This window comes from Microbacterium sp. UFMG61, from assembly GCF_015354505.1.
Lineage (GTDB): Bacteria > Actinomycetota > Actinomycetes > Actinomycetales > Microbacteriaceae > Microbacterium.
In genome coordinates, this window is sequence record NZ_JACAFP010000011.1 from 185,573 (window position 1) to 212,520 (window position 26,948).

General features: G+C 69.6%; 21 protein-coding genes and 2 rRNA genes. 6 read left to right on the plus strand and 17 right to left on the minus strand.

Features of this window, described 5'->3' with window-relative positions:
• Window positions 1-3: 3 nt before the first annotated feature.
• Complete coding sequence (gene pheA, locus IXW21_RS14830; RefSeq protein WP_194765018.1) at window positions 4-954, minus strand: prephenate dehydratase; 951 nt, start codon at window positions 952-954, stop codon at window positions 4-6.
• 62 nt (window positions 955-1,016) lie between these two features.
• Here pheA and pgm point away from each other — a divergent pair, with 62 nt between their 5' ends.
• Window positions 1,017-2,678, plus strand: a complete 1,662-nt coding sequence (gene pgm, locus IXW21_RS14835) for a phosphoglucomutase (alpha-D-glucose-1,6-bisphosphate-dependent) (RefSeq protein WP_194765019.1) — start codon at window positions 1,017-1,019, stop codon at window positions 2,676-2,678.
• Between the two features lie 436 nt (window positions 2,679-3,114).
• On the opposite strand, the gene IXW21_RS14840 is transcribed toward pgm, so the two are convergent.
• From IXW21_RS14840 to IXW21_RS14900, 13 genes are all read right to left on the minus strand, one after another.
• Window positions 3,115-4,215 carry a glycerate kinase gene (locus IXW21_RS14840; protein WP_194765020.1) on the minus strand — a complete coding sequence of 367 codons (1,101 nt, stop codon included), beginning with the start codon at window positions 4,213-4,215 and terminating at the stop codon, window positions 3,115-3,117.
• Window positions 4,212-5,267 (minus strand): LacI family DNA-binding transcriptional regulator, encoded by a 1,056-nt coding sequence (locus IXW21_RS14845; RefSeq protein ID WP_194765021.1) that lies wholly within the window; start codon window positions 5,265-5,267, stop codon window positions 4,212-4,214. Before IXW21_RS14845 ends, IXW21_RS14840 begins: the two co-directional genes overlap by 4 nt.
• Before the next feature lie 84 nt (window positions 5,268-5,351).
• Window positions 5,352-6,116 (minus strand): sugar phosphate isomerase/epimerase family protein, encoded by a 765-nt coding sequence (locus IXW21_RS14850; RefSeq protein ID WP_194765022.1) that lies wholly within the window; start codon window positions 6,114-6,116, stop codon window positions 5,352-5,354.
• A gap of 181 nt (window positions 6,117-6,297) precedes the next feature.
• The gene (locus IXW21_RS14855) at window positions 6,298-7,188 is read right to left on the minus strand and encodes a sugar phosphate isomerase/epimerase family protein (RefSeq protein WP_194765023.1); all 891 of its coding nucleotides are present in this window, start codon (window positions 7,186-7,188) and stop codon (window positions 6,298-6,300) included.
• The gene (locus tag IXW21_RS14860; RefSeq protein WP_194765024.1) at window positions 7,185-8,375 is read right to left on the minus strand and encodes a dihydrodipicolinate synthase family protein; all 1,191 of its coding nucleotides are present in this window, start codon (window positions 8,373-8,375) and stop codon (window positions 7,185-7,187) included. Before IXW21_RS14860 ends, IXW21_RS14855 begins: the two co-directional genes overlap by 4 nt.
• Window positions 8,376-8,377: 2 nt before the next feature.
• Window positions 8,378-9,541, minus strand: coding sequence for a Gfo/Idh/MocA family protein (locus IXW21_RS14865; protein WP_194765025.1), 1,164 nt, complete (start codon window positions 9,539-9,541; stop codon window positions 8,378-8,380).
• Window positions 9,542-9,694: 153 nt separating this feature from the next.
• The gene (locus IXW21_RS18585; RefSeq protein ID WP_194765026.1) at window positions 9,695-11,407 is read right to left on the minus strand and encodes an acyltransferase; all 1,713 of its coding nucleotides are present in this window, start codon (window positions 11,405-11,407) and stop codon (window positions 9,695-9,697) included.
• Window positions 11,404-12,378, minus strand: a complete 975-nt coding sequence (locus tag IXW21_RS14875; RefSeq protein ID WP_323742268.1) for a hydroxyacid dehydrogenase — start codon at window positions 12,376-12,378, stop codon at window positions 11,404-11,406. The genes IXW21_RS18585 and IXW21_RS14875 overlap by 4 nt, the downstream gene beginning before the upstream one ends.
• The gene (locus tag IXW21_RS14880; RefSeq protein WP_194765027.1) at window positions 12,375-13,061 is read right to left on the minus strand and encodes a DUF624 domain-containing protein; all 687 of its coding nucleotides are present in this window, start codon (window positions 13,059-13,061) and stop codon (window positions 12,375-12,377) included. The genes IXW21_RS14875 and IXW21_RS14880 overlap by 4 nt, the downstream gene beginning before the upstream one ends.
• A 3-nt stretch (window positions 13,062-13,064) precedes the next feature.
• Window positions 13,065-13,967, minus strand: coding sequence for a carbohydrate ABC transporter permease (locus IXW21_RS14885; RefSeq protein ID WP_194765028.1), 903 nt, complete (start codon window positions 13,965-13,967; stop codon window positions 13,065-13,067).
• Entirely contained in the window at window positions 13,967-14,905 is a 939-nt protein-coding gene (locus IXW21_RS14890; RefSeq protein WP_194765029.1) for a carbohydrate ABC transporter permease, read from the minus strand. Before IXW21_RS14890 ends, IXW21_RS14885 begins: the two co-directional genes overlap by 1 nt.
• 69 nt (window positions 14,906-14,974) lie before the next feature.
• Window positions 14,975-16,255 carry an ABC transporter substrate-binding protein gene (locus IXW21_RS14895; protein WP_194765030.1) on the minus strand — a complete coding sequence of 427 codons (1,281 nt, stop codon included), beginning with the start codon at window positions 16,253-16,255 and terminating at the stop codon, window positions 14,975-14,977.
• 67 nt (window positions 16,256-16,322) lie between these two features.
• On the minus strand, window positions 16,323-18,272 hold the full coding sequence (locus tag IXW21_RS14900) for a DUF2264 domain-containing protein (RefSeq protein WP_323742269.1): 1,950 nt from the start codon (window positions 18,270-18,272) through the stop codon (window positions 16,323-16,325).
• A 145-nt stretch (window positions 18,273-18,417) separates the two neighbouring features.
• Here IXW21_RS14900 and IXW21_RS14905 point away from each other — a divergent pair, with 145 nt between their 5' ends.
• Window positions 18,418-20,220 carry a heparinase II/III domain-containing protein gene (locus IXW21_RS14905; RefSeq protein ID WP_323742270.1) on the plus strand — a complete coding sequence of 601 codons (1,803 nt, stop codon included), beginning with the start codon at window positions 18,418-18,420 and terminating at the stop codon, window positions 20,218-20,220.
• A complete protein-coding gene (locus tag IXW21_RS14910) occupies window positions 20,217-21,305 on the plus strand; it encodes a substrate-binding domain-containing protein (protein WP_194765032.1) in 1,089 nt (362 codons plus the stop codon). Before IXW21_RS14905 ends, IXW21_RS14910 begins: the two co-directional genes overlap by 4 nt.
• A 186-nt stretch (window positions 21,306-21,491) precedes the next feature.
• Here IXW21_RS14910 and IXW21_RS14915 read toward each other — a convergent pair whose 3' ends face one another.
• Entirely contained in the window at window positions 21,492-22,442 is a 951-nt protein-coding gene (locus IXW21_RS14915) for a LacI family DNA-binding transcriptional regulator (RefSeq protein ID WP_194765054.1), read from the minus strand.
• Window positions 22,443-22,608: 166 nt separating this feature from the next.
• Here IXW21_RS14915 and galT point away from each other — a divergent pair, with 166 nt between their 5' ends.
• The 3 genes from galT to galE all read left to right on the plus strand — a co-directional run bounded on the left by galT (window position 22,609) and on the right by galE (window position 26,153).
• Window positions 22,609-23,808 (plus strand): galactose-1-phosphate uridylyltransferase, encoded by a 1,200-nt coding sequence (galT, locus tag IXW21_RS14920; protein ID WP_194765033.1) that lies wholly within the window; start codon window positions 22,609-22,611, stop codon window positions 23,806-23,808.
• Window positions 23,805-24,989 carry a galactokinase gene (gene galK / locus IXW21_RS14925; protein WP_194765034.1) on the plus strand — a complete coding sequence of 395 codons (1,185 nt, stop codon included), beginning with the start codon at window positions 23,805-23,807 and terminating at the stop codon, window positions 24,987-24,989. Before galT ends, galK begins: the two co-directional genes overlap by 4 nt.
• Before the next feature lie 186 nt (window positions 24,990-25,175).
• Window positions 25,176-26,153, plus strand: a complete 978-nt coding sequence (gene galE, locus IXW21_RS14930; RefSeq protein WP_194765035.1) for a UDP-glucose 4-epimerase GalE — start codon at window positions 25,176-25,178, stop codon at window positions 26,151-26,153.
• A 163-nt stretch (window positions 26,154-26,316) separates the two neighbouring features.
• Here the strand turns inward: galE and rrf are convergent.
• Together rrf and IXW21_RS14940 are read right to left on the minus strand one after the other, a co-directional pair.
• A 5S ribosomal RNA gene (gene rrf / locus IXW21_RS14935) occupies window positions 26,317-26,433 on the minus strand.
• Window positions 26,434-26,538: 105 nt separating this feature from the next.
• Window positions 26,539-26,948, minus strand: a 23S ribosomal RNA gene (locus IXW21_RS14940); the annotation flags it as partial.

Consider the following 26,948-nt stretch of genomic DNA (forward strand, 5'->3'; position numbering starts at 1 on the left):
GGGTCAGGCCTCGGGTTCGCCCGAGAGGATGCCGCGCAGCCAGTCGCGTGCCTCGACGAACACCTCGTCGTCATACCGATCCGGGTACTGCACGATCTGCCGGTCGGCCCGCGGGTACGATCCGAGGAAGACCACGCGCGGGCTGAAACGGCGGATGCCGAGCAGGGCGTCGGCCATGCGCTCGTGCTCGATGTGCCCGTCGGCGTCGATCACGAACCGGTAGCGGCCGAGCTCGTCGCCGATCGGACGCGACTGGATGAGCGACAGGTTGATGCCGCGGGTCGAGAACTGCTCGAGCATCTCGAGCAGCGATCCCGGGTGGTCGTTCGGCAGTTCGACGATCAGCGAAGTCTTGTCGGCGCCGGTCGGGGCGGGGGCCGTGGTGGTGCGGGTCACGAGCACGAAGCGGGTGACGGCCTGGGCGTTGTCGCCGATGCCCTCGGCCAGAACGTCGACATCGAGATGCTTCACGACACCGGGGGCGGCGATCGCGGCCTGCGCGGGCAGCGACCCGTCGAGCATGCCGACCGCCGAGGCGACGTTGCTCGCCGCGGGCACGTGCGAGTGCGTCGGCAGGTTCGCGCCGAGCCAGGTGTGGCACTGCCCGTACGCGACGGGATGCGCGGCGATGACCTGCACGTCTGCGAGCGTCGTGCCACGCGGCGCCACGAGCACGAAGTTCACGGGCACGAGGTACTCGCCGATGATGCGCAGGCCCGGCAGAGTGGCCAGAGCATCCTGCGTGGTCGAGACACCGCCCTCGATCGAGTTCTCGATCGCGATCATCGCGGCGTCGCTGCGCCCTTCGAGCACGTCGGCGAGCGCCTCGCCGACGTTGTGCACTGCGCGTCGGTCCTGACCGCGCGCGTCGGCGACCTGATCGAGCGCCGCCTCGGTGAACGTGCCGGCGGGGCCGAGATAGCTGTAGGTGCGGCGTTCAGTCACGCGTTTCACCTTAGGGCACCCCGCTGGTGGCAGAAGATGCGCGGATGCCGAGATGGGGGCAGACTGTGTGCATGACGAGCCGCGCCGGCCTTCCCGCCGAAGAATCCGATCTGATCGATGTCGACGAGCTGATCGCCGCCTACTACGACCGCGTCCCGAACCCCGACATCGCCGCAGAACGCGTCGCCTTCGGCACGAGCGGTCACCGGGGCTCCTCGCTCTCGAACAGCTTCAATGAGAACCACATCCTGGCCACCACCCAGGCGATCGTCGACTACCGGGCGGGCCAGGGCATCACCGGTCCGCTGTTCCTCGGTCGCGACACCCACGCCCTGTCGCTCCCGGCGGAGCGCAGCGCGATCGAGGTACTGGTCGCGAACGGCGTCGACGTCCGTGTCGACGCGCGCGATGCGTGGGTGCCGACGCCCGCGCTCAGCCACGCGATCCTCACCTACAACCGCGCCCTTCGACAGGCTCAGGGCCCCAGTGACGACAACGCCGGCCTCGCCGACGGCATCGTCGTCACCCCGTCGCACAACCCGCCGCGCGACGGCGGCTTCAAGTACAACCCGCCGCACGGCGGTCCGGCCGACACCGACGCCACCGGCTGGATCGCCGACCGCGCCAATGAGCTGATCGCTGCCGGCCTGGTCGACGTGAAGCGCGAGCGTTTCGCCGATGTCGACTGGGACGCCATCCCCGGCTACGACTTCCGTGACGCCTACGTGCGCGACCTCGCGACCATCATCGACATCGACGCGATCCGTGAGGCGGGCGTGCGCATCGGCGCAGACCCGCTCGGCGGAGCATCCGTCGAGTACTGGGCGCTCATCAAAGAGGTCTATGGTCTCGACCTGACCGTCGTGAACCCCGAGGTCGACCCGACCTGGCGCTTCATGACGCTCGACTGGGATGAGAAGATCCGCATGGATCCGTCGTCCCCCTCGGCCATGGCCTCGCTGGTCGCCAAGAAGGGCGACTACGACGTGCTCACCGGCAACGATGCGGACGCCGACCGCCACGGCATCGTCACCCCCGACGCCGGGCTCATGAACCCGAACCACTACCTCGCGGTCGCGATCGACTACCTGTTCTCGCACCGCACGGAGTGGCCGCGCGACGCCGCGATCGGCAAGACGCTCGTGTCGTCGATGATCATCGACCGCGTCGCCGAGTCGCTCGGACGCCGCCTGCTCGAGGTGCCCGTCGGCTTCAAGTGGTTCGTGCCGGGTCTGCTCGACGGCTCGGTGGCGTTCGGCGGCGAGGAGTCGGCCGGAGCATCCTTCCTGCGCAAAGACGGCACGGTCTGGTCGACCGATAAGGACGGCATCCTGCTGTGCCTGCTCGCGGCCGAGATCATCGCCGTGACCGGCAAGAGCCCGTCGGAGCGGTACGCCGAGTTGGAAGAGGCGTTCGGCGCGTCGGCCTACCAGCGCGTCGACGCACCGGCGACGCCCGCGCAGAAGGCGACACTGGGCAAGCTCGCACCGGATGCCGTCTCGGCCACGACCCTCGCGGGTGAGGAGATCACGGCCAAGCTGTCGCACGCTCCCGGGAACGGCGCCGCGATCGGCGGCCTCAAGGTGCAGACCGAGCACGCCTGGTTCGCCGCCCGCCCGTCGGGCACCGAAGACGTCTACAAGCTGTACGCCGAGAGCCTGCGCGGCCCCGAGCACCTCGCCGAGGTGCAGGCAGAGGCCCGCGCCGTGGTGTCGGCCGCGCTCGGGGGCTGACCGCCGCTCGTCCGTCGCCTTTGGCCCGTCTCTTCTGGCCCCGTACGTCGAGTTCGACCGTGCGGGGCCAGAAGTGTGTCCGAGGGCGATAGCCGCGCGGGGTCAGTAACGCATCCGGGGTCAATAACGCACCCGAATCGGCCGATCCCGGTGCGAAAGTGACCCCACCCGGCGTCCGCGGCGCAAAAGTGACCCCGCACCGGCCCCGCGGCCGGGGTCTATAACGCAGTCGGGGCCAATAACGCAGTCGGGATCAATAACGCACCCGAATCGGCCGATCCCGGTGCGAAAGTGATCCCGCCCGGCATCCGCGATGCGAAAGTGGCCCCGCACCGGACCCGCACCGGCCCCGCACCGGGCGCGCAGACGCGAGACCGCACCCGGCCCCGCACCGGCCCCGCGACGCGCACAGCGCACGCGCGCCGGAGGCCGCGCGTCAGACAGACCGCGCGAGCAGCGCCCCGGCTTCGCGCAGCCACCGCGCGGGTTCGGCCAGCGCGGCATCCGATGACCCGGCGATATCGGTCAACGAGGCGGATGCCGCGAACAGCGTCGTGTCGGAGTCGGCCGTGATGCGGCCGGCGGCGAGCAGCGCGTTCACCTGAGCGGATGCCGCGAGACCGGCGATGAACGAGGGAACCTTGCCGTCGCCGGACTGACCGTCGTACGAGCCCTCGCCCGTGATGACGACGTCGGCGTGGGCGATCGCGTCGGCGAGGCCGATGAGGTCTGCGACCTCGGCTGCACCCGGAGCGAGGGTCGCGCCCCAGACGACGAGTGCTCCGCCCGTGCCCCCCGCTGCGCCCGTGCCCGGCAGCTGCGGATCGAGCGCCAGCAGGTCGGCGAGGCGCGCGAGCGCGTCATCCACGGGGGCGATGTCGTCGCCGGCGAGACCCTTCTGGGGCCCGAACACCGCCGCCGCGCCGCGGGCACCGACGAGCGGATTCGTGACGTCGGTGAGCACCCGTACCTCCGGCGCCCTGCGGAGTCCGGTCAGATCGACGGACGCGATGTCGGCGAGGCCGCGAGCCCCGCGCGCGACAGGCGTCCCGGCCGCGTCGAGGAAGCGTGCGCCGAGTGCCGACAGCATCCCGGTGCCGCCGTCGGTCGATGCGCTCGACCCGATGCCGACCACGAGGCGGGAGACCCCGTGATCGAGGGCGGCGGCGATCGCCTGGCCGAAGCCGGTGGTGTCGGCGTCCCAGGGGCGCAGCTCGTCGAGAAGCTCGATGCCCGAGGTCGAGGCCAGGTCCACGACCGCAGTGCCGCCCGGGCTGTCGTGGGTCGCGGGCAGCAGCAGCCAGCTGGTCTCGATCGGCGAGCCCGCGGGGCCGTCGACGACGACAGCGACGCGTCGAGCGCCGGGCACCGCTGCCGCGAACGCCGCGACGGTGCCCTCTCCCCCGTCGGCCATCGGCCGATGCACGAACGTCGCTGCGGGATCCACCGACGCCCAGCCCTCGGCGAGGGATGCCGCCGCATCCGCCGCGGTGATCGTGCCCTTGAAGCTGTCGGGGGCGAGCACGACCCTCGTCATCGGATGCCCGGCGTGCTGGCGCGCACGGTGACCTCGAGCGGCAGCGCCGCCTGCTGCCAGTCGGCGTCGACCGTCGCGCGGAACGCCTGGTAGCCGACCTCGCTCAGCGGCACCCGCACGGTCGTGAGCGCCGGTGTCACATCGCTGCTCGACGGGACGTCGTCGAAGCCGCACACCGCGATGTCGGCGCCGATCTCGCGACCGGCGTCGCGGATCGCCGACATCGCACCGATCGCGACGACGTCGCTCATGCCGAACACGAGCGTGCCCGGCTCGACGCCCTCGGCGAGAGCGGCGTTCATCGCCTGCACACCCGACTCGCGGCGGAAGTCGCCACGGATCACGCGATCCACGGTTCCGCCCTCGGACTCGAATCCGGCGCGGAATCCGGCGAGGCGCTCGTCTGAGGTCAGCACACCTTCGGCTGCGGCGATCGCCAGTGCCGAGCGGTATCCGAGCGCCGCCATGCGCCGACCGAGCTGCTCGGCCCCGGCGCGGTTGTCGATCTCGACGTGGCGGTTCTCTGCGCTGCCCGCGCCGAACGTCACGACGCGTCCCCCGAAGCGGGCGTACTCGGCCAGTTCACGGGCGGTGTCGGAGTCGGTCGGCTCGGCGGTGCGGGATGCCGCGAGGATCAGCCCCTGCGGCCGCTGCCCTCGCAACGCCCGCACGATGCGCGCCTCGCGCACCGGATCACGCTCGGTGATCGCGATGGTCACGACGAGACCCTGCTCGTCGGCTCCGCGGGCGACCCCGGCGGCGATGAGTCCGAAGTACGGGTCGGCGATGTCGGCGACCAGCAGCGCGATCACGGGTGAGGTGCCCCGGGCGGTCGCCTGCGCCGAGACGTTGGCGGTGTACCCGAGTTCGGCGGCGGCCCGCTCGACGCGCTCGCGGAAGGATTCGGCGACCTTGCGCTCCGATCCGTTGAGGACCCGGGATGCCGTCGCGAGCGAGACTCCCGCCTCACGGGCCACGTCGTGCAGGGTCGGGGCGGCGCCTCGCGCGTGACGCGGCTGACGCACGCGGGAAGGGCTTTCCGGCAGGCTCATGCCCTGAGCATACTGCGGTCCAGCGCCCGGATGAGGGAGCGCTGCGGCATCGCGCACAGCCCGTTCTCCGACGACCATCTCGGGCTATGCCGAGAGGTAGGCGCGGAGTGCCGCCGCCTCGCCACGCAGCAGCCCGGGGTCGTCGCCGGGCACGAACTCGAGCAGCGCATCGCGCACGCCCGCCGTTGCGGAACCCGGGCGCGCTTCGGCGAAGAAGCGCGTCCACAGCGCATCCCTCGCCCGCAGGGGAAGCCGCTCCTGTGCGGGCCACCACGAGAAGACGTGTGCGGCGCTCGTGTACGCGGCGAGCGCACGGTATTCGGCGAGCACGGCCTCGACGCCGGCGCCCACGGTCGGCTGCCAGTAGGTGCTGAGTGCCGGACTGCCGACATCGGCGAGGAGACGGAGCGTGGTGGGTGCCGTATCGGCGAGGGTCCCCGAGTGGAACTCGAGTGCGAGGCCGATGCCGCGCGCATCCGCCTCCGCCGCGGCATCGCGCAGTCGTGCGACGATCTCGGCCCACTGCTCCTCGGTTGCCTCGTCCGAGCCCAGATGCCCCGCCCAGATGCGCACGCGGTCGACGCCGAGCGCCTCCGCGCTGTCGAGGATGGGCGAGAGCGGCTCATCGGCCCCGGAGCGGAAGTACGAGCCGTACGAGCAGGAGATGAGCCCGGCATCCTCGGTCTCGGTGGCGATCTGCGCTGCCCGCTCGATGTCACCCACGGGAACGTGCACGTCGGCGCCCCATTCGATGACCTCGAGGCCCGCCTCGGCCGCGAGTCCGACGACCTCCTCGGCCTCGAGCGCACGGAAGGTCACCGAGCAGAGTCCGGGTCGGATCTTCGTCATGGGGTCATCCTCTCAGGGGTGCGGCGGAGTCTCACGGGGCTACCGATATGTCGGAGAATCCGGTACGCCCGCAGGAACGCAGCATGGATGCAGGGCCGGAGAAGCTTCTCCGACCCTGCATCCGTGGTCTGGATCTGCGGATGCTCGCGCCGACGCCGCGCGTGCGCCGGTGCAGCAGACGTCAGCGTCCGGTGAGCGCCGGGACCCCGGAGCCCAGGTGCGGCGAGACCGCGGCCCCGAAGGTCTCGGCCGTGCGACGCACGACGTTCTCGGGAGCATCCGCCCAGATGTCGGCGTTGAAGATCTCGACCTCGATGTCGCGGTCGTAGCCCGTCTCGATCACGGCGCGCGTGAGCGAGCCGAAGTCGATCACGCCGTCACCGGTGTAGTGCCGCGAGAGCAGCACGTCGGCGGCCAGAGGGGTCTTCCAGTCGCACACCTGATAGGTCGCGATGCGGCCCTCTCGGCCGGCGCGCACGATCTGCTCGAGCACCTGCGGATCCCACCAGATGTGGAAGGTGTCGACGGCGGCGCCGACCACGTCGGAGTCGAAATCGGCCGCGATGTCGAGCGCCTGGCCCAGGGTCGAGACGACCGCCCGGTCGGACGCGTACATCGGATGCAGCGGCTCGATCGCCAGCGTCACGCCCGCCGCCTGCGCGTCGGTCGCGAGCACGCCGATCGCGTCGCGCACACGTTCACGCGCACCGATGAGGTCGCGGGATCCGGCGGGGAGGCCCCCGGCGACGAGCACGAGCACGGCGGTCGATCCGTCGGCACCGGCGGCGGCGAGCGTCGCGGTCTCCTCGATCGCGCGGCGGTTGTCGTCGAGTGCGGCGAGACGCTCCGGCCCCTCGGGGAGGGTGAAGAAACCGCCACGGCAGTGCGTCGTGAACCGCAGACCGGAGTCTGCGAGCATGCGCGCGGCGACGTCGAGTCCGACCTCGTTCACGGGCTCGCGCCACAGGCCGATCGCCTGAATGCCGGCATCCGCCGTCACCCGCAGCGCGGTCGCGAGATCGGCGTGCTTGATCGTGGCCTGGTTGATCGACAGGCGGGGGTCGACGGTCACAGATCCACTCCGTTCAGGCGCAGCATCCCGTGCCAGCGCTCGCGCGCGAGCTCGGGTTTCTCGAGTGCGAGCGAGGCGTTGGCGAGTTCGACGATGCGGCTGAGGTGCGGAAGGCTCCGCGCCGAGTGCAGGCCGCCGACCATCTGGAACGCGGGCTGGTGCCCGTTGAGCCAGGCGAGGAACGCGACTCCCGTCTTGTAATAGAAGGTCGGTGCTGCGAACACCTGACGGCTCAGCTCTTCGGTCGGACCGAGGATCTCGAGGTAGCGCGCGGGATCACCGGCATCCAGTGCCTGGATCGCGGCGGATGCCACGGGCGTGATCGCCGCGAACGCGCCGAGCAGCGCGTCGGAATGCCCACTCGAATCGCTGGGCCCCTGAGCCTGTCGAAGGGTGTCGCCGCCGATCAGGCCGACGTAGTTGAAGTCGTCTCCGGTGAACATGCGCACGCCCTCAGGCAGCTGCTCGCGCACCGCGATCTCGGACTCGGCGTTCAGCAGGCTCATCTTCACGCCCGCGACCTTGTCGGGGTTCTCGGCGATGATGTCGAGCAGCACCGCGGATGCCGTCCGCCAGTCATCCGCTCCGAAGTATCCCGCGAGCTCGGGGTCGAAGGCCGTGCCCAGCCAGTGGAGCACCACCGGCACGGTGGCCGATTCCAGCACCGACCGGTAGACGCGACGGTAGTCGTCGGCACCCGTCGCGACCCTCGCGAGGTGGCGGGAGGCCATGAGCACCGGGCCCGCCCCCTGCTCCTCGGTGAAGTGCAGCTGCTCGGTGTAGGCGTCGATCACCTGGTCGAGCGAGATGTGCGACTCGGTGACGTGGTCGGTGTTGACGCCGACCACGACCGAGCCGCCCTCTTCACGAGCGACCTCGGCGCTGCGCGAGATGAGCTCGCGCGTCGCGGCGGCGTCGAGGCCCATGTTGCGCTGCGCGGTGTCCATGGCGTCGGCGACGCCGAGGCCCCACGAGTAGACGTTGCGCCGGAACGCGAGCGTCGAGTCCCAGTCGATGTCGGCGGGCTGGCCCGGGGTGTTGTCGGCGTGCACCTTCGGCACGACGTGCGCAGCAGCGTAGGCGACGCGGCTCTGCAGCGGCGAGGACGGGCGGGAGTACCCGCCACCCTCGCGCAGCTCGGCATCCGTCACCGCTCCCGCGGAGTCGAGGAGTCGGAGAGTGGTCATGCTCAGCCCAGCGTCAGCGGCTCGAGCGCGACCTTGCGGCCTTCGGCGCTGGAGGTCAGTCCGGCCTCGGCGAACTGCACGCCGCGGGCGCCGGAGAGCAGGTCGAAGGGGTACTTCGTGCCCTCGACGAATGAGACCAGGTACTCCTCCCACTGCTGACGGAAGCCGTTGAGGAAGACCTCGTTCGTGGGCACGTTCTGCCAGTCGGCGTCGTAGTCGTGCGTGTCTTCGAGGTCGGGGTTCCACACGGGCTTCGGCGTCGCGTTGCGCGGCTGGATCTTGGCGCCGAAGAGTCCGACGACGGCCGATCCGTGGGTGCCGTCGACCTGGAACTCGACGAGCTCGTCGCGGTTCACACGCACCGTCCAGCTCGAGTTGATCTCGGCGATGATGCCGCCCTCGATCTCGAAGATTCCGTATGCCGCGTCCTCGGCAGTGGCGGTGTAGTGCTCGCCGTTCTCGTCCCAGCGGTCGGCGATGTGCACGGCGGCCTGCGCGTAGACGCTCTTGACCTCGCCGAACAGGTTCTCGAGCACGTAGTTCCAGTGCGGGAACATGTCGACGATGATGCCGCCGCCGTCTTCGGTGCGGTAGTTCCAGCTGGGGCGCTGCGCCGGCTGCCAGTCGCCCTCGAAGACCCAGTAGCCGAACTCGCCGCGCACCGAGAGGATGCGGCCGAAGAAGCCCGAGTCGATGAGGCGCTTGAGCTTCTGCAGACCCGGCAGGTAGAGCTTGTCGTGCACGACGCCGGTCTTGACGCCCGCCGCGTCGGCGAGACGCGCGAGTTCGAGGGCCTCGTCGAGAGACTCGGCCGTGGGCTTCTCGGTGTAGATGGCCTTGCCGGCGGCGATCGCCTTGCGCAGCGCCGACGCGCGAGCCTTGGTCACGAGGAAGTCGGCGTAGATCTCCCACTTCGGGTCGGCCAGCGCCGCGTCGAGATCGGTCGTGTAGTCCTCGATGCCGTGCTTCGCGGCGAGCTCGGCGAGCTTGGCCTCATTGCGGCCGACGAGCAGCGGCTTCACCGTGATGCGGGATCCGTCGGGCAGCTCGATGCCGCCCTCTTCGCGGATCGCGAGGATCGACCGCACGAGGTGCTGCCGGTAGCCCATGCGTCCCGAGACGCCGTTCATGATGATCCCGATCTCGCGGGTTGTCGTCTGTGACATATCTGATCCGTTCTCTTCTTTCAGATCCCGCGTCTTCTGCGGGGAAACTCGTATGGGTGACTCCGAGCGGGTAAGCGCTTTCCGACAGCATGCCATGGACAGGCGCCGGGCGCAAGCGTGATGGAAAACGCTCTCCGCGCGTCGGGCTCGGGGTCAGGGTCTGGCGTCGCCGAGGGCCGAGGCAGGCTCCGGACGATGCACGCCTCTCGGGCGGTAGCCGAGTTCGCCGGCGATCCCGAGGATGTCGGCCAGATACCAGATGATCGCGAGCCACATCTCGGTGCCCTGGAGTCCCGGCGCGGTCGCCGTCAGACCCCGAGTCGGCTCCGACGATTCCCGGAACCCGAAGCCCTCGCCGGGCACCCACATCTGCAGGGCATCCGACAGCAGGCGCCCCGCGAGACTCCGCACCTCATCCGAGCGATGCCCGGCGCCGCGCGTGAGCCACAGCGGATGCGCGATGTCCAGCACGTTGCACGCATCGCGCATGCCGGTCGCGAACCACCGAGGGTCGCGCACATGGTCGAGCACCGTGTCGACGACCTTCTCGGGGTGCGGCAGCGGCACGCCGAACTGCGCGAAGGTTCCGCGCGACGCCCGATAGAAGCCGTTGACCACGGGCAGCAGTCCGCGATCGGGCGTGAGCGATCCCCACATTCCGGTGCGGGGGTCGGCGTTCAGCAACATCCAGCCGAACAGCGCCTCCTCCACGCCCGCCGGAACGGCGAGGCCGGCCGTCTTCGTCCACAGCAGCGCTGTGCCGAAGCCGTCGATGAAGTGCCCTGCCTTCCACGCATCCGACGCCCAGGGCAGCCCGCGGCAGAACGCGACGACGCTCTCGGGCGTCGCCTCGGTCACCCAGCCGAGCGCCGAAGGGAACTGCGAGCCGAGCAGATCGAGGGCGTATCCGGTGCTGAGCACGTGATACGCGACGTCTTCGTGCGAGTAGTCCAGGCCCGGCTGCGGACGCCCGTCGGGCCCGAGCGGGGCGACAGCGCCGGTCGACGGATCCTGCCAGGAGTGCAGGCGACGGATCTGGTCCTCGACCGCGAGCTGCACCGGAGCGGAGCCGGTCAGCAGATCGGCGATCTCGATCGCGTCCGCCTGCGCCCGAACGGTGGGGGCGACGCCGGGGCGGTCGACGAACATACCCGTCTCCTCGTTCCACGAGCGCGCGAGCACCGCGGATGCCTCCGTCCGCGCACGATCGCCGAACTGTGCGACCCGCTCGGCCAGGCCGGGAGCGCCGGGTCCTGGCCCGGAGATGGAGGATCGGGAAGCGGGAGCGGCCGCATCGTCCGGCTCGACCCGCCAGCGCAGGAAGCGCGCGGGGTTGCCCGGGACGATGCCGCCCGCGGGCACGTCCTTGGTGACCACGGCCCCGGCGGCGTTCACCGAGTGCGAGCCGACCGTGACGCCGTCGAGGATCACGGCGTGCGAGCCGATCCACACATCGTCGCCGATCACGATGCCCCTGGTCGTCAGCGGCTGCCGGAACACCGGCGTGCCCGGCTCCATCGAGTGGTTGAAGCCGAGGATCGACGTGTGCGCGCCGATGCGCACGGCATCGCCGAGCGTCACCCTCCCCCGGATGACCGCGTACGGGTTGATGCTGCAGTCGACTCCCGCGACGAGTTCGCCAGTCAGATACGCCCCGGCGGCGATGTAGGTGCGGTCGCCGAGCCGGAGTGCCTCATGGTCGACCGACGCGAGCTCCGAGACGAAGCAGAGCTCGCCCAGCGAGCGCTCGGGGTGCCCGTCGATCAGACCCCGCTGACGCTCGAGTTGCGCCTCGCGCTGTGCCGCATCGGCATCGCGCCAGAAGTCCCAGGGCGAGAACTCGTGCGGGTCGACGGGCGTGCTCATGCGCTCAGCTCCATGTCGAGTCGGGTGATCACCTGCGACGGCACACCGCCGCGCAGCAGCGCCTCGACGTCGTCGAGGGCCGAATCGGCGAGACGCCTGGCCTCGTTGCCCATGGAGCCGGCGATATGCGGGGTGAGTGCGACGTTCGGCAGCGTTCGCAGCGGCGACTCGGTCGGCAGCGGATCGGGTTCGGTGACGTCGAGCACGGCGTCCAGTCGCCCCGAGGCGCATTCGGCGAGCAGCGCATCGTGGTCGAGGATCCATCCGCGCGCCGTGTTGATGACGGTGGCGCCGTCGTGGAGCGCCGCGAGCTCGGCCGCACCGATCATGTGCCTCGTCTCGGGCAGAGCCGGTGCGTGCAGCGACAGCACGTCGACCTGGCCGAGCATGTCGTCGAGGGGCAGCAGCTCGGCACCGGCATCCGCCACGGCCCCCGCCGAGACGAACGGGTCGGCGACGAGGATCCGGATGCCGTCGAGCTGGCCCAGCATCCGCACCACCCGGCGTCCGATCCGCGAGAAGCCGACGATGCCGACCGTGCGGCCGACGCTGCCATAGCGGGTCGAGCCCACGAGGTCGCGCCACTCCAGCACCGTCGACGGCGACCGCATGTGCACGAAGGCGCGCTTGAACGCGAGGATGATCGTCGCGAAGGTGTACTCCGCGACGGGCACCGCGTTGGCGTCGGCGGCCGAGGTCACGGTGATGCCCCGTTCCCACAGCTCGTCGGAGACCAGCTGCTGCACGCTGCCTGCCGCATGCACCACGGCGCGCAGCCGTGGCATGCGATCGAGGAGCTCTGCGTCGAGCCGCGGGGCGCCCCACGAGGTGACGAGGATCTCGGTGTCGGAGAGATCCCCCTCGTCGATCGCGAGCCGGGTCGAGGGGGCCAGGGCGCGCAGACGCCGCAGCCGTGCGTCGTCGAAGAGCAGGTCGAAGACCTCGGGGCTCATCGCGGTTCGTACCGTCACGCGCGCACCTCCGCGGCCTCGAGCTCGGTGTCCATGTCGAGCACGGGGCGCAGGGTGTATCGGCTGTTCGCCCACGCCACATACAGAGCGGGAGCGCACGTCAGGCCGATCGCGATCGCGGGCATCGTGGTGAAGAGCCCGACCTGCACTCCGAGCACGACGAACGACAGTGCCGTGAGGTACCAGCGCCGCACGCACAGGTAGAGCGCTGCCTTGACGATGTCGCGCATCCGCGCACCCGGTTCTTCGGCCAAAGCGACAAGAGCCACGAGGGCGGTCGCCCCGGCGATCACGACGAGCAGAGCGAGGACCGGCACGATCATGACGGATGCCGGCGAGGCACTGACCGCCCGCACGTCGACGAGCAGCACGACGACGGATGCCGAGGCGACCGCCCCGATCAGCATGCCCTTGCGCGCCGTCGCCTTCCAGCCGCGGAGGAACGAGCGCACGACCTGGGGCTCGCCGCGCCCGAACTCCCGGAACGCCGTGAAAGCACCGCTCAGCGCGGGCGCGGCCAGCGGAGCCGCGAGCGCCAGCAGGGGCCACGACAGGGCGGGGTCGGTCGTCATCAGCAGCATCACGAGAGGCGATGCCGTGACGAGCACGAGGAAGTTGACCATCAGGCCCAGGTAGACGACCCCGAGGATCGTGGCCCAGGCGTCGTGCGAGATGCGCTTCATCGGTCAGCCCTTCAGTCCGCTGGTGGCGATGCCCTCGACGAAGTACTTCTGCCCGAGCAGGAAGATGATCGCGATGGGCACGACCGAGATCGTGAGTCCGGCGAACAGCAGCGCGTAGTTCGTGTCGAAGAGGTTCGAGACGAAGCTCTTGAGACCGAGCTGGATCGTCCAGAGGTCGGGGTTGCGCAGGTAGATGAGCGGCCCGAGGTAGTCGTTCCAGGTGTTCACGAACGTGAGCAGCGTGAGGCTCGCGATCGCGGGCACCGACAGCGGCAGCATGATGCGCCGCCAGATGGCGTACTCGCTGAGCCCGTCGAGACGAGCGGCCTCGCTGAGCTCCTCGGGGATGGTCTCGTAGTACTGCTTCATGAGGAAGACGCCGAAGGCACCGAAGGCCTGGAGCAGGATGATCGACCACAGAGTGTTCGACACCTTCAGATTCGACAGCAGGATGAACTGCGGGATCATGTACGACTGCCACGGCACCGCGATGGTGCCGATGTAGACCAGGAACAGGATGTCGCGGCCGGCGAACTTCATGCGCGCGAACCCGTAGGCGGCGAAGGAGCCGGTGAGCACCTGCAGGAAGGTCACGCTGACGGCCAGGAACAGGGTGTTGCGGATCCAGACGAGCATGTTCGACTTCGTCCAGATGTCGATGTAGTTCTGCCAGACGAAGGTCTCAGGCACCCAGACCACGGGAACCGAGAACACCTCGTTGGCGTTCTTCAGCGAGCTCATGACCATCCAGAAGAACGGTGCGAGCAGGCCGACCGCGGCGATGAGCAGCGCGATGTAGCCGAGCGTGCGGCCGATCGTGAGCCGGGAGCGGGTACGCCCCGCCGAGACGGGGGCGTTGAGCTTGCGCAGTGTGCCCCCGGTGACGAGCACCTGTGTGTCGGTCATCATGCGCTCCGCTTCTTGTTCCAGAGGAACTGGCCGATCGTGACGAGGATGCAGAGGAAGAACAGCGCCACAGCGGCGGCGGATGCGTAGCCGAACTGCGACTCCTCGAAGCCCTTCTTGTAGATGAACTGCGACAGCACCAGGGTCGACTGGCCGGGGCCGCCGTCGGTCATGACGAGGATCAGGTCGAAGATCTTGAAGGAGTTGATCGTGAGCATCACCGTGACGAAGAACATGGTGGGGCGCAGCGACGGAAGTGTGACGTTGACGAAGCGCTCCCATACGTTCGCGCCGTCGACGCGCGCGGCTTCGTGCAGTTCACGCGGCACCGTCTGCAGGCCCGCGAGGAAGAGGATCATGTAGTAGCCCATGTCGCGCCAGGTGCTGACGATCACGACGGCGGGCATCGCCCACTCCGACGACGTGAGCCACCCGGGCGGCTCCGAGATTCCGATCGCCCGGAGCACCTCGTTGATCGGGCCGTAGTCGGGGCTGAAGAGCAGGTTCCACACCACGGCGATCGCGACGATCGAGGTGATGTACGGGAAGAACGCGGCAGTGCGGAAGAACGCGACGCCGCGGAGTTTGTTGTTGAGCAGCAGGGCGAGCCCGAGTGAGACGATGATCGTCAGCGGGATGTGCAGCACCGAGTAGTAGATGGTGTTCCAGAACGCGATGTGGAAGCTGCCGTCGCCCATCAGGCGCTGGAAGTTCGCGAACCCCACCCAGTCGGCCTTGCCGAAGACGTTCCAGTTCGTGAATGCCATGTAGAAGAGGATCAGCACCGGAAGCAGGGTCAGGAACCCGAATCCGATGAAGTTCGGCAGGATGAAGCTCCAGCCGATCAGGGCATTGCGGCGTCGCAGTGCCGAGCGCCTGCGGGGCGGTTTCGGCTGCGGCGGGGCCGCGTCGCGGCTCGGGGCCTCGGTGGTGGTCATGTCTCTCATCTCCTGGATGCTGCGCGAGGGCGACGTCGGGGGCCGACCGGCGGCCGGCCCCCGAGTGGATCAGCCGACCTCGTTCTTGACGCGGTCCTCGGCGGTCTTGATGGCGTCGTCCACGGAGACCGAGCCCGACATGACGGCGGTGTGCAGGTCGGCGAGGATGCCCTGGATCGTCGCCGTCTTGCTCGAGGTGGGGTTCTCGGGCAGGACGTCGTGCGTCGACCAGGCGAAGGTCGACAGATCATCCGTCGGCGCCCCCTCGACCGCGAAGTAGGACTCGACGACGGCGTCGTTCGTGAGCGCGGGAGTGATCCCGATCTCGGCGAGCGCCTGCGCACCCTCCTCGGAGGCGGCGAACTCGAGGAACTGCTTGGCGGCGTCGACCTTCGCGGAGTCGATGTTCGCGTTGATGCCGAAGCCCGTCGGGTCGCCGAACGTCACGGGGGTGTTGTCGGTGCCGGCGGTCTTCTCATCGAGCTGAGGCGCGGGGGCGATGCCCCACTCGAAGTCGTTCGCCTCGCCCGAGGCCTGCTGGGCGATGAGGGTCGCGGTGTACCACGTGCCCATCAGCATCATCGCGGCCTTCTGGGTGCCGAACTCGCCCTGGTAGGTGAGCTGGTTGGCGGTCGAGGTGTTGAAGTCGACCTGGTCACCGGCATCCTGCAGGGCCAGCGTGCTGTCGTAGTAGTCCTTCATGTTGCTGAAGTCGCCGTCGAGCACGCTGGTGCCGGTCTGCGCGTTCGCGAAGCCCTGCACGGTCGACTGCCAGCGGTGCAGGTAGGTGCCCTTCGACCCGTCGGTGGTGAGCGCCGCCGCGGCATCCGCGTAGTCCTCCCACGTCCACGAGCCGTCGGGCTGCTCGACACCTGCCGCGTCGAACAGTGCCTTGTTGTAGAAGAGAACCCACGAGTCCTGGCGGTAGGGCACGGCATACGCGGCGCCGTCGACCTCGTAGGAGTCGGCCCCGCTGATGCCCTCCGGCAGCGCCACGTCAGAGACGTCGAGCAGCTGGCCGCCCTCCTGGAAGGTCGTGACGTACTTGACCTCCTTCTGCGTGATGATGTCGGGTCCGGATCCTGCGGCGAGGTCGGCGGTGACGAGTGTGTTGTACTCGGCCGCGTCGTACTCCTTGAGCTCGATCTTCACGTTCGGGTGATCTGCGGTGAAGGCGTCGGCGAGCGTCTGGAACTCGGGGGTCGTGTCGATGCTCCAGCCCGAGAGCGTGAGCGTGACGGGGGCGTCGGGGTCGGTGCTCTCTCCGGCGTCGCTGCTGCCGGAGCAGCCTGCGAGGGCGAGGGCCGCGACGGCGGCGATGCTGCCGGCGGCGAGGATCTTGCGGTTCATGGGGATACTGCTCCTTTGCAATGGCGGGTGCCCCGGACGGGGCGGGAGAACGGGTCGGGATGACGGCTCAGGCGAGCCGGTGTTCGGTGGTGGTGAAATCGGGCCAGACGACGGCGACGTCGTCGCCGTCGATGCGGGCGGAGGGAGCGGATGCCGCGGCGCGGTCGGACAGGTACACCGCGGTCGCGATCCACTCCCCCGTCGAGACGGGGTAGGTGATGACGGGGACGGATGCCGTGGCGCCGAGCGGGCTCGCGTCTCGTCGGGTCTCGATCGAGGGCACTCCCCCGGGCGTCAGGGCGATGAGGCTGCTGTGGCGACCGCGGGCGCTCGCGGAGGCGGCCGTCTCCGCGACGGAGTCGTCGACGGCATCCGCGGCGAGCGCCCAGCCGCCGATGCGCACGGCGGTGGGGGCGGCATCCGCCTCGATCCGGTCGATGCGCACGACACGCACCTCCCAGGCGCCGCGGACGATCGACCACGTGGTGACGGCGCCCGCGATCTCGACCTCGCCGGTGATGCCGGAGCCATGCCGGGTCTGGGTGGCAGCGGGGGCGATCCAATGGGCGGTCGCCTCGGACCCGGCGAGCGCGGCCTCCCCGTCGAGACGGATGCCCTGCACGCGCATGCCGGCGCGATGCGTCGCCCGGCCGTCGGCGTGCAGCAGTGCGACCGACTGCTCGAGGGGCTCGGCCCAGGCGTCGCCGTTGAGCAGCGGGCTCGCTGCGGTCGAGTAGCCGAGGCGGGCGTAGAGCGGGGAGTCGCCGACGAGGTCGCCGGGTCGGGCGTGGTCGGCTCCGTGGTTGATCACCCGGACGATGCCGTCGTCGGCGGTGGCGGAGATGATCCACGCCGGGGCCTGGACGACGCGGAGCACGTCGGCGGTCTCGACGGGCAGTGGCTCCGTGGGCGCCGACCACACCGGGTGGTCGGCCGGGAGCGCAACGCCGAGCAGCCCTTTCGACGCCCAGTAGGGGGATCCCGTGCCCGAGTAGTTCTGCGCGAGCCGACGCCACTCGCCGTGCCACCCGAGGTCGAGGAGCCCCTGACCGTTGGGGGCGCCGTTGTCGGCGAAGTGGCGGACGATGTCGGATGCCGCGCGGCGCAACTGCCCGAGCGGGACGGACGGCACCTCGGCGATCGCGCCCGCCCAGTAAGGCGCCGCCGCGGCGAAGCGGTAGACGAGGCTGCGGCCCTGGATCAGCGGCGAGCCGTCGGCGCCGACGAGCGCGATCGCGTCCTGCAGGAAGGTGTCGAGGCGGGCGAGATCGCCTTCGGTGCGGCCGCCCGCGAGCTCGCCGGCACCCTGCATCCGCGACCACAGCGCCGGGTAGAGGTGCAGAGCCCAGCCGACGTAGTGGTCGTACGCGCGGTCGTCGCCGTCGGAGATCCAGCCGCCCTCGCGCAGGAACGAGTCGTGCTGCGCGAGGTCCTGCTCGATGTCGGCCTGCGACCAGGGGCCGCCCACCGAGCGCAGGAACGTCTGCACGACCACGCGGAACCACAGCCAGTTGTTCTTCGGGTAGCTGTCGTCGCCCACCACGGGGGCGAGGTAATCGATCATGCGGTGCTGGGTGGTCTGGTCGAGGCGATCCCAGATCCAGGGGCGGGTCATGTCGAGGATCAGCGCGATGGATGCCGCCTCGACCTTCGCCTGCGCGTGCTCGTCGAGTCGCACCCACCGGTCGGGGCTCTCGGGGTCGACCCCGGCGACGATGCCGCGCGAGTAGAAGGCGACGAGATCGTCGACCCCCTCGCCGCGCGCACCCGCGATGCGGAAGCCCGCGAGCAGGAAGGTCCGCACGAAGCCCTCGAGGCCGTCGACGGCGACGCCGTAGCCACCGGATGCCCCGGGAAGCGTGATGCGAGCGCCGTTCCCGGAGGCCCATGGGCGGACCGCCGCGAGCAGTCCGTCGGCGTACGCGAGCAGATCGTCGCGCGACCATTCGGCCGTCGTGGACGCCTGGCCCTCGCGGGGGCTCTGCGCCGTCGGTGCCACGGTGCGCTCGTACGTCACAGGGTTCTCCTTTGAAGACTGCTTCGAGATGGACCGCATCGACTCACGTCTCTTTGCGATCGTTGGGAGATTATCACCGCATTTCGATCAAGACAAGACTTAAATAAAGCTAGATCGATCATTTTCGATCAGTTATGCTGAGTTCGTGAATACGCTTCCCGCGCCGACCGCCGACGATCGCGCCGCCTGGGCCGACGTCGATGCGACCGACCTGCGCGCCCGCGCCGAGGCGGATCTCGGCACGCCCTGGCCGCAGCCCCTCGCCAGTCAGGCCGCTCGCGTGCACCGCGACGGCGACCGGGTCGCCTGGGAAGACCAGGCCTTCGCGCGACAGCACAGACTCAGCAGGGCCGTGATCGCCGCGGCCGTGACGCTGGACGAGATGTGGATCGACGAGGTCGTCGACGGGGTGCAGCTGCTGTGCGAGCAGAGCTCGTGGTGCTGGCCGGCCCATGATGACACGTTCGACCGGCACGGCAGCGTGCTCGCGACCGTCACCGACCCCTTCGTCGACCTGGGCGCCGGAGAGGTCGTCGCGCAGCTCGCCTGGATCGATCACGTGCTCGGGCCCCAGCTCGATGCCCGCGCCCCCGGCATCCGCTCCCGAATCCGACATGAGGCGCAGGTGCGCGTCTTCCGCCCCTTCGTCGAGCGCCGCGACTGGCACTGGCTGGGCCTCGACGGCGACGTGCACAACTGGAATCCGTGGATCCACTCCTCGGTCCTCACCGCCGCCGTGCAGCTGCACGACGGCCCCGACCGCATCATCGACCTGGTCGTCGAAGGACTCGACCGCTACCTCATCTCGCTGCCCGACGACGGCGCGATCGACGAGGGCTACTCGTACTGGTGGAACGGGGCCTGCCGCGCACTCGAGGCGCTCGACCTGCTCGAGTACGCGACGAACAGATCACGACCCGACCTCGCTGGACTGCGCGAGACCGTCGCATTTCCGCACCGTTGCCACCTCGGCGGCGACTGGTACGCGAACCTTGCCGACGGGCAGGCTCGCCCGCCGGCAGATCTCCCGTGGCACGCCCTGCACCGCGCCGCCCGACGGATCGGCGATGCGGATGCCGCGGCCCACGCCGCCTCGCACCGCGACGCCGCACCGTCGGAGTTCGCCGGTCTCGGACGCCTGATCCGTGGGCTGACGGATGCCGACTGGCTCGCTGCCGCCCCCGCCGACTCTCCCCTTCCGCGCGACGTGTGGCTGCCGTCGACGCAGGTGCTGCTCGCACGCGAACAGGCGGGGACCGCCGCAGGGCTCGGCCTCGTGATCAAGGGCGGGCACAACGCCGAGCACCACAACCACAACGACGTCGGCTCGTTCATCGTCACCTCCGACGGAGTTCCGGTGATCGTCGATGCGGGGCGTCCGACCTATACGAAAGCCACGTTCGGGCCCGATCGCTATTCGATCTGGACCATGCAGAGCTCGTGGCACAACACCCCCACGATCGCGGGCGTCGATCAGTCTCCGGGGCGGGAGTTCGCCGCATCCGAAGTCGAGGTCTCGATGACGGATGCGGCGTCGTCGCTGACTCTCGACCTCGCCGGCGCCTACGACGTCGCCGGACCGACCTGGCAGCGCACGGCGGCGCTCGACCGCGGCGCGCGCGTCGTCCGCGTCTCGGACGAGTGGGCCGCGCCCCGGTTCGGTGGGCCGACCACCCTCAACATCGTCGTGGCGGGCGCCGTGTCAGCCCTCGATGACGGTGTGCGCGTCGTGCCGCTCGACGGGGCGGCGCCCGTCGTGATCCGCTGGCCCGCCGGCATCCGCTCCGCCCAGACGGTGCGCCAGCTCGACGACCCGATGCTGAGCGACGTGTGGGGCGAGCGACTCACCCGCATCGAACTGGACGTGAGCGCGCGCGATCGCGCGTGGATCACGGTAGAAAGAGACGACGCCATCCCGGGAACGGGTGACAGCGAGGACGACCGATGACCGATCAGCAGCACGCTCCGCTGGCGCCCGCGCGTCACGCGCACATCATCGCGGCCCTCGAACGCGACGGCATCGTGCGGGTTTCGCGCCTGACCGAAGAGCTCGGCGTCGCCCCGGTGACTCTGCGACGCGACCTGCAGCAGCTCGAGGAGGAGGGGCGTCTCGAGCGCGTGCACGGTGGCGCGGTGCCGGCCGAGGCTGCGCGCGCGGATGAGCCGGCGCCCGCCCAGACCGGTGGCGCGATCGGCGTGCTGGTGCCGTCGCTCGCCTACTACTGGCCCGGTGTCGTGCGGGGCATGGAGGCCGAGGCGCGCAAGCGCGGGCTTCGTCTGGTGCTGCGCGGTGCCTCGTACGAGCTGCAGGACGAGCGCCCCGTGCTCGAACGCCTCATCGCGGCCGACGACATCCGCGGCCTCATCGTCGCACCCAACCCCGACGTGACCCACGCGCAGGACGTGGTGCAGTGGCTCGACGCCTCCGGCATCCCCTCGGTGTTCGTCGAGCGCGACGCCGTAATGCTGCCCGATCGCGCGCCCGTCGAGAATGTCACGACCGATCACGCACTCGGTGCGGTGCTCGCCGCTCGCCACCTCGCGAGTCTCGGCCATCGCCGCATCGGCCTGATCCTGTCGCGGGAGTCGCCGACCGGGCGCAAGATCCTCACCGGATGGGCGACGGCCTGCGACGAGCTCGGATTGACTCCGGCCGACCACTTCGAGAGCCTCTTCCCCGACCGCAACGGTCCGGGCTTCGCGACCGCCGTCAACGCGGCCATCGACAAGGCGCTCGACGCCGGGGTGACGGGGTTGCTCATCCACTCCGACCCCGAGGCCATGGCGTTCATCGACATCGCCCTGAACCGCGGACTCTCGGTGCCCGAAGACCTCTCGGTCGTCGCCTACGACGACGAGGTGGCTCAGCTGTTCACCCCCGCACTCAGCGCGGTCAGCCCGCCGCGTGCCGCCGTCGGCGCCGCCGCGATCGATCTGCTCGCCAAGCGCATCGCCGACCCCACGCGTCCGGTGCATCGGGTGTCGCTGAGTCCGACGATGCACGCGAGGGAGTCGTCGGCTCCACCCGCCTGACGCCAGCGCGCGCTGGCGCGCTGGCGCCTCCACGCGCCGGGCGGGGTCAGTTCCGCATCCCGCGACTCAGACGGGGCCAAAAGAGCATCCGAATCAGCCGTTTCCGGTGTCGAATTGACCCCGCACCGCGAGTCCGGTGTCGAATCGACCCGCAGCGGGCACGGCGGCCGCAGAGAGTCGACCACGTCAGCGCGTGCTGGCGCGCTCGACGAGAAGGGTCGGCACGACGGCAGATGCCTCGCCCTCCTGCGTCCCCTCGATCTCGGCGACGAGCAGGTCGACGGCGCGGTGCGCGAGAGCGGCGAAGTCCTGGCGGATCGTCGTCAGCGGCGGACGGTAGTTCGCGGCATCCGGCACGTCGTCGAAGCCGACCACACTGACATCCCCAGGCACGGCCCGACCGGCTTCGGCCAGAGCACGCAGCAGGCCCAACGCCATCTGGTCGTTGGCGCAGAAGACGGCGGATGCCCCGGCGAGCGCGTCGCCTGCGCCGAAACCCGCCTCGGCGGTCCAGTCTCCGCGCACGAGCGTCGGCGGCTCGATGCCCGCGGCGACGAGGGTCTCGCGCCATCCTCGCTCGCGTTCGGATGCGGCGAACGAGTCGACCGGACCCGCGAGATGATGCACGGTGTCGTGTCCGAGGCTCAGCAGGTGCGATGTCGCCGCGGCCGCGCCGCCGGCATGGTCGCTGTGCACCACGGCGAGACCGGATGTCCGCGGAGCATCGACGACGACGAGGCGCAGCCCTGCGGGGCGCTCGGCGGCCGGCACGAGAGCCGAGGCTTCGTTCAACACGATCGCGCCGTCGACCTCCTGCTCGGCGAGACGCTCGAACGCATCGGCGACGCTGTCGCCGGCCGTCACGAGGGTGAGCGCGTAGCCGCGCTCGGCCGCCGCCTCGGCCGTGGCCTGCAGCATCCGCGAGTTGCCGACCGTGGCCAGGGTGGTGACGACGAGACCGATCGTCTGCGAGCGGCCGGTCCGCAGCGCGCGGGCGGCGCGATGGGGGCGGTAGCCGAGTTCGGCCATTGCCTGCTCGACGCGTTCCCGTGTGGCGGGGTCGACCCGAGGACTGTCATTGACGACGCGCGACACGGTCTGCCCCGAGACCCCGGCGCGCGAGGCGACCATCGCCATCGAGACCCGTCCGGACGAGGGGCGGCGTCGGCGCGGAGATTCCGCTCCGCGCAGGAGGTCGTCGTCCATCGGCGCAGCTCCTTCGACCGTTCACAACTCAGCAATGTTGACGTTACCACGGCGGTGTGCGTACCATGTTTACGTGAACACGCATGATTCTGCTGAGATGCGAACCGAGACCCTGTCTGCCGGAGTGGTCAAGCGGGCGACGACGCTCGCCGACGGCCGCGAGCTGATCTACTTCGACGACCCCGGCACGACCCTCGGAGACGAACGGGGCGTCGACGCGCGCACCCTCGATCCCCGGGGTGAGACTGCGTCCATGCGACTCGACGTGCTGACCGGAGACTGGATCACGGTCGCCGCCAACCGGCAGAACCGCGTGATGATGCCGAGCGCCGACGCCGACCCGCTCGCGCCGCAGTCGCCGACCAACCCGTCGGAGGTGCCGTCGCGCTACGACGTCGCGGTGTTCGAGAACCGCTCCCCTGCTTTCGGCCCGGCACTCGCCGAGGCCGTCGGCATCGCCCCCGCGGCGAGCAACGCCCCGCGCGGACTCGACGACCTCGCAGCGCTCGGTCTCGGACGCACCCGCACCTCCGTCGGTCGATGCGAGGTCGTCTGCTTCAGCCCCGAGCACACCGGCTCGTTCGGAACGCAGTCGGTCACGCGTGCACGCACCGTGATCGAAGCGTGGGCCGACCGCACCGCCGCCCTGTCGAAGCTCCCCGGCATCGAGCAGATCTTCCCGTTCGAGAACCGCGGTGAGGCGATCGGCGTCACGCTGCCGCATCCGCACGGTCAGATCTACGCCTATCCCTACGTGACGCCTCGCACGACGCGCGTGCTCGACTCGATCGACCGCACCGCCCCCGATCTGTTCCAGCGCATCCTCGACTTCGAACAGGACTCCGAGCGCGTCGTGTTCCGCGGCGAGCACTGGACCGCGTTCGTTCCCTTCGCTGCCCGCTGGCCGCTCGAGGTGCACCTGATGCCGCACCGCCACGTTCCGGACTTCGCCGAGACGACGGATGCCGAGCGCGATGAGCTCGCTCCTCTCTACCTGCGCCTGCTCCGCGGCGTCGACGCGCTCTACGACACCCCGACCCCGTACATCGCCGCCTGGCATCAGGCTCCGGTCAACGTCGGCCGCGACAGCGTGCGCCTGCATCTGCAGCTGACGAGTCCGCGGCGTGCAGCCGACAAGCTCAAGTTCCTCGCCGGTTCCGAGGCCGCCATGTGGGCCTGGGCCGCAGAGGTCACCCCCGAACAGGGCGCCGCCCGCATCCGCGAGGCCATCGCCACGGCTGACGCCGCCGCATCGAACGTCGCAGAATCGAACACCGCAGAAGAGGCATCCGCATGACCATCGCCACCACCCACGACGCCGCGACGGCTCTGTTCACCGCACTCACGGGCGCCGCGCCCGCCGGCGTCTGGTCGGCCCCGGGGCGTGTCAACCTCATCGGCGAGCACACCGACTACAACGAGGGGTTCGTGCTGCCGTTCGCTATCCCGCACCGCACGGTCGCGGCTGTCGGCACCCGTGACGACTCCCGCATCCGTGTCGCCTCGACGTTCACGGACGCGCCGGTCGAGGTCGCGATCGACGAACTCGACCGGCTGTTCCCCACGCCGACCGGGAAGACGCCCGCCGTTCCCGAGTGGGCCGCGTACCCGCTGGGTGTCGCGTGGGCCCTGCGCCAGGCGGGCACGACCGGCTCGGGACTCGACATCGCGATCGCCTCCGACGTGCCCGTCGGCGCGGGTCTGTCATCGTCGGCCGCGATCGAGGGCGCCACGGCATCCGCTCTCAACGATCTCTGGGACGCCGGCCTCGACCGCACCGCTCTGGCACGCATCGGCCGCCGGGCGGAGAACGAGGCCGTCGGCGCGCCGACCGGCATCATGGACCAGATGGCCTCGATGCTGGGGCAGCCCGACGAGGCGATCTTCCTCGATTGCCGTTCGCTCGAGGCCGTGGTGGTGCCGGTGGGGATCGCCGAAGCCGGACTCGCGATCCTGGTGATCGACACGCGGGTGAAGCACGCGCACTCCACCGGCGGGTACGGCGAACGTCGTGCCGCCTGCGAGCGCGGGGCAGCCATCATGGGCGTCCCGAGTCTGCGCGACGTGTCGGTCGACGACCTCGCCCGCGCGGAAGAGCTCATGGACGACGTGACCTTCCGCCGTGTGCGCCATGTCGTCACCGAGAACCAGCGGGTGCTCGACATGGTCCGCGTGCTGCGCGAACAGGGCGCCCGCGCGATCGGCGACCTCCTCGTGGCCTCGCATGCGTCGATGCGCGACGACTTCGAGATCTCCGTTCCGGAACTCGACACCGCCGTCGAGACGGCCCTCGCCGCCGGCGCGCTGGGTGCGCGCATGACGGGTGGCGGATTCGGCGGCGCAGCCATCGCGCTGATCGAGCAGGACGCCGTGCAGCGGGTGTCGGATGCCGTCACCGCCGCTTTCGCCGACGCCGGATTCATCGAGCCGGTGATCTTCACCGTCACTCCTGCGGCGGGCGCGCACCGCGACGCCTGACGATCGACACGTCGACGTCATGGCCGCACTGTCCCCGACCACACGGCCCCGATCTGCGGACGTCGCCCCGATCTGCGTACTCATCCACGAGATGTGTCCGCAGATCGGGGCGGCGTCCGTCGTTCGTTCAGCCGCCCTCCGAGCCCCCTGAGATACTGAGATCTCCAACACCTGAGGAGCACCACCATGTCCTGGATCGTCACCGGCGGCGCCGGCTATATCGGATCGCACGTCGTGCGCGCACTGGCGGATGCCGGACTCGCACCCGTCATCCTTGATGACCTCTCGAGTGGCGTCGCGTCGTTCGTACCCGAGGGCGTGCCGTTCGTGCAGGGGAGCATCCTCGATCGCGAGCTCGTCGAGAAGGCACTGCGCGACCACCACGCCGAGGGCGTCATCCACGTCGCCGGGTACAAGTACGCGGGCGTCTCGGTGCAGCGCCCACTGCACACCTATGCACAGAACGTCGAGGGCACCCGCGTGATCCTCGAGGCGATGCAGGCCGCGGGCGTCTCGAACATCGTCTTCTCGTCGTCGGCCGCCGTCTTCGGCACGCCGGACGTACCTCTCGTCGTCGAGAGCACCGAGAAGAAGCCGGCGAGCCCCTACGGCGAGTCGAAGCTCATCGGGGAGTGGCTGCTGCGCGACCAGGCTGTCGCGACAGCCGAGAGCGACAGCCCTCTGCGGCACACGTCGCTGCGCTACTTCAACGTGGTCGGATCCGCCGACCCGACGGTCTACGACGTGAGCCCGCACAACCTCTTCCCGATCGTGTTCGAAGCGCTGCTGGCTGGTAAGACACCGCGCATCAACGGCGACGACTACGACACCGAAGACGGCACCAACGTGCGCGACTATGTGCACGTCGGCGACATCGCCGCTGCGCACGTCGCCGCAGCGCAGCGTCTGGCCGCGAACGAGCCCATCGAGCCTGCGTACAACCTCGGCTCGGGCGACGGCCTGAGCGTGAAGCAGATCATGGATGCCGTCGCTCGCGTGACCGGCATCGATTTCACTCCCGAGATCGGCCCCCGTCGTCCGGGTGATCCCGACCGCATCGTCGCGACCGGCGAGCTCGCCGCTCGCGACCTCGATTGGAAGATGCGCTACTCGGTGGATGAGATGGTGCGCACCGGCTGGGAAGCTCGGCGCAACGCCTCGTAGCGACTGCTGACAGAACGACGAAGGGCCCTTCCTCGAATGAGGAAGGGCCCTTCGTCGTCGCTCTCGCGCACAGTCGTTGCTCGCGTGGAACGTCACATGACGTCGCGATCGCGTTAACGCAGAAAAGCCACCCAGCATTGGGTGGCTTTTCTGTGTAAAAGAAGTCCGGCGGTGTCCTACTCTCCCACAGGGTCCCCCCTGCAGTACCATCGGCGCTGTGAGGCTTAGCTTCCGGGTTCGGAATGTAACCGGGCGTTTCCCTCACGCTATGGCCGCCGAAACACTATTGATGTTTCAATCACACACATAACAAAGTCATTGTCATGCGGTTCTCGACCGTACATCGAGAACCACTCAGTGGACGCGTAGCACCAACAAACGGTGTGTTATCAAGTCATCGGCTTATTAGTACCAGTCAGCTGCATGCATTGCTGCACTTCCACATCTGGCCTATCAACCCAGTAGTCTGGCTGGGAGCCTCTCACCCGAAGGTATGGAAATCTCATCTTGAGGCCGGCTTCCCGCTTAGATGCTTTCAGCGGTTATCCATCCCGAACGTAGCTAATCAGCGGTGCTCCTGGCGGAACAACTGACACACCAGAGGTTCGTCCAACCCGGTCCTCTCGTACTAGGGTCAGATCCTCTCAAATTTCCTACGCGCGCAGCGGATAGGGACCGAACTGTCTCACGACGTTCTAAACCCAGCTCGCGTACCGCTTTAATGGGCGAACAGCCCAACCCTTGNGACCTACTCCAGCCCCAGGATGCGACGAGCCGACATCGAGGTGCCAAACC

Excerpts from the sequence above, each read along its gene's own strand:
- IXW21_RS14880 (WP_194765027.1), bottom strand. The coding sequence starts at position 13,061 with ATGAAGCGCATCTCGCACGACGCCTGGGCCACGATCCTCGGGGTCGTC.
- IXW21_RS14915 (WP_194765054.1), bottom strand. The coding sequence starts at position 22,442 with ATGGCGATGGTCGCCTCGCGCGCCGGGGTCTCGGGGCAGACCGTGTCG.
- IXW21_RS14860 (WP_194765024.1), bottom strand. The coding sequence starts at position 8,375 with ATGACCACTCTCCGACTCCTCGACTCCGCGGGAGCGGTGACGGATGCC.
- IXW21_RS18585 (WP_194765026.1), bottom strand. The coding sequence starts at position 11,407 with ATGAGCACGCCCGTCGACCCGCACGAGTTCTCGCCCTGGGACTTCTGG.
- IXW21_RS14910 (WP_194765032.1), top strand. The coding sequence starts at position 20,217 with ATGACCGATCAGCAGCACGCTCCGCTGGCGCCCGCGCGTCACGCGCAC.
- IXW21_RS14845 (WP_194765021.1), bottom strand. The coding sequence starts at position 5,267 with ATGAGCCTGCCGGAAAGCCCTTCCCGCGTGCGTCAGCCGCGTCACGCG.
- IXW21_RS14840 (WP_194765020.1), bottom strand. The coding sequence starts at position 4,215 with ATGACGAGGGTCGTGCTCGCCCCCGACAGCTTCAAGGGCACGATCACC.
- IXW21_RS14865 (WP_194765025.1), bottom strand. The coding sequence starts at position 9,541 with ATGTCACAGACGACAACCCGCGAGATCGGGATCATCATGAACGGCGTC.
- IXW21_RS14850 (WP_194765022.1), bottom strand. The coding sequence starts at position 6,116 with ATGACGAAGATCCGACCCGGACTCTGCTCGGTGACCTTCCGTGCGCTC.
- galE (WP_194765035.1), top strand. The coding sequence starts at position 25,176 with ATGTCCTGGATCGTCACCGGCGGCGCCGGCTATATCGGATCGCACGTC.
- IXW21_RS14890 (WP_194765029.1), bottom strand. The coding sequence starts at position 14,905 with ATGACCACCACCGAGGCCCCGAGCCGCGACGCGGCCCCGCCGCAGCCG.
- IXW21_RS14885 (WP_194765028.1), bottom strand. The coding sequence starts at position 13,967 with ATGACCGACACACAGGTGCTCGTCACCGGGGGCACACTGCGCAAGCTC.
- galK (WP_194765034.1), top strand. The coding sequence starts at position 23,805 with ATGACCATCGCCACCACCCACGACGCCGCGACGGCTCTGTTCACCGCA.
- galT (WP_194765033.1), top strand. The coding sequence starts at position 22,609 with ATGCGAACCGAGACCCTGTCTGCCGGAGTGGTCAAGCGGGCGACGACG.
- IXW21_RS14895 (WP_194765030.1), bottom strand. The coding sequence starts at position 16,255 with ATGAACCGCAAGATCCTCGCCGCCGGCAGCATCGCCGCCGTCGCGGCC.
- pgm (WP_194765019.1), top strand. The coding sequence starts at position 1,017 with ATGACGAGCCGCGCCGGCCTTCCCGCCGAAGAATCCGATCTGATCGAT.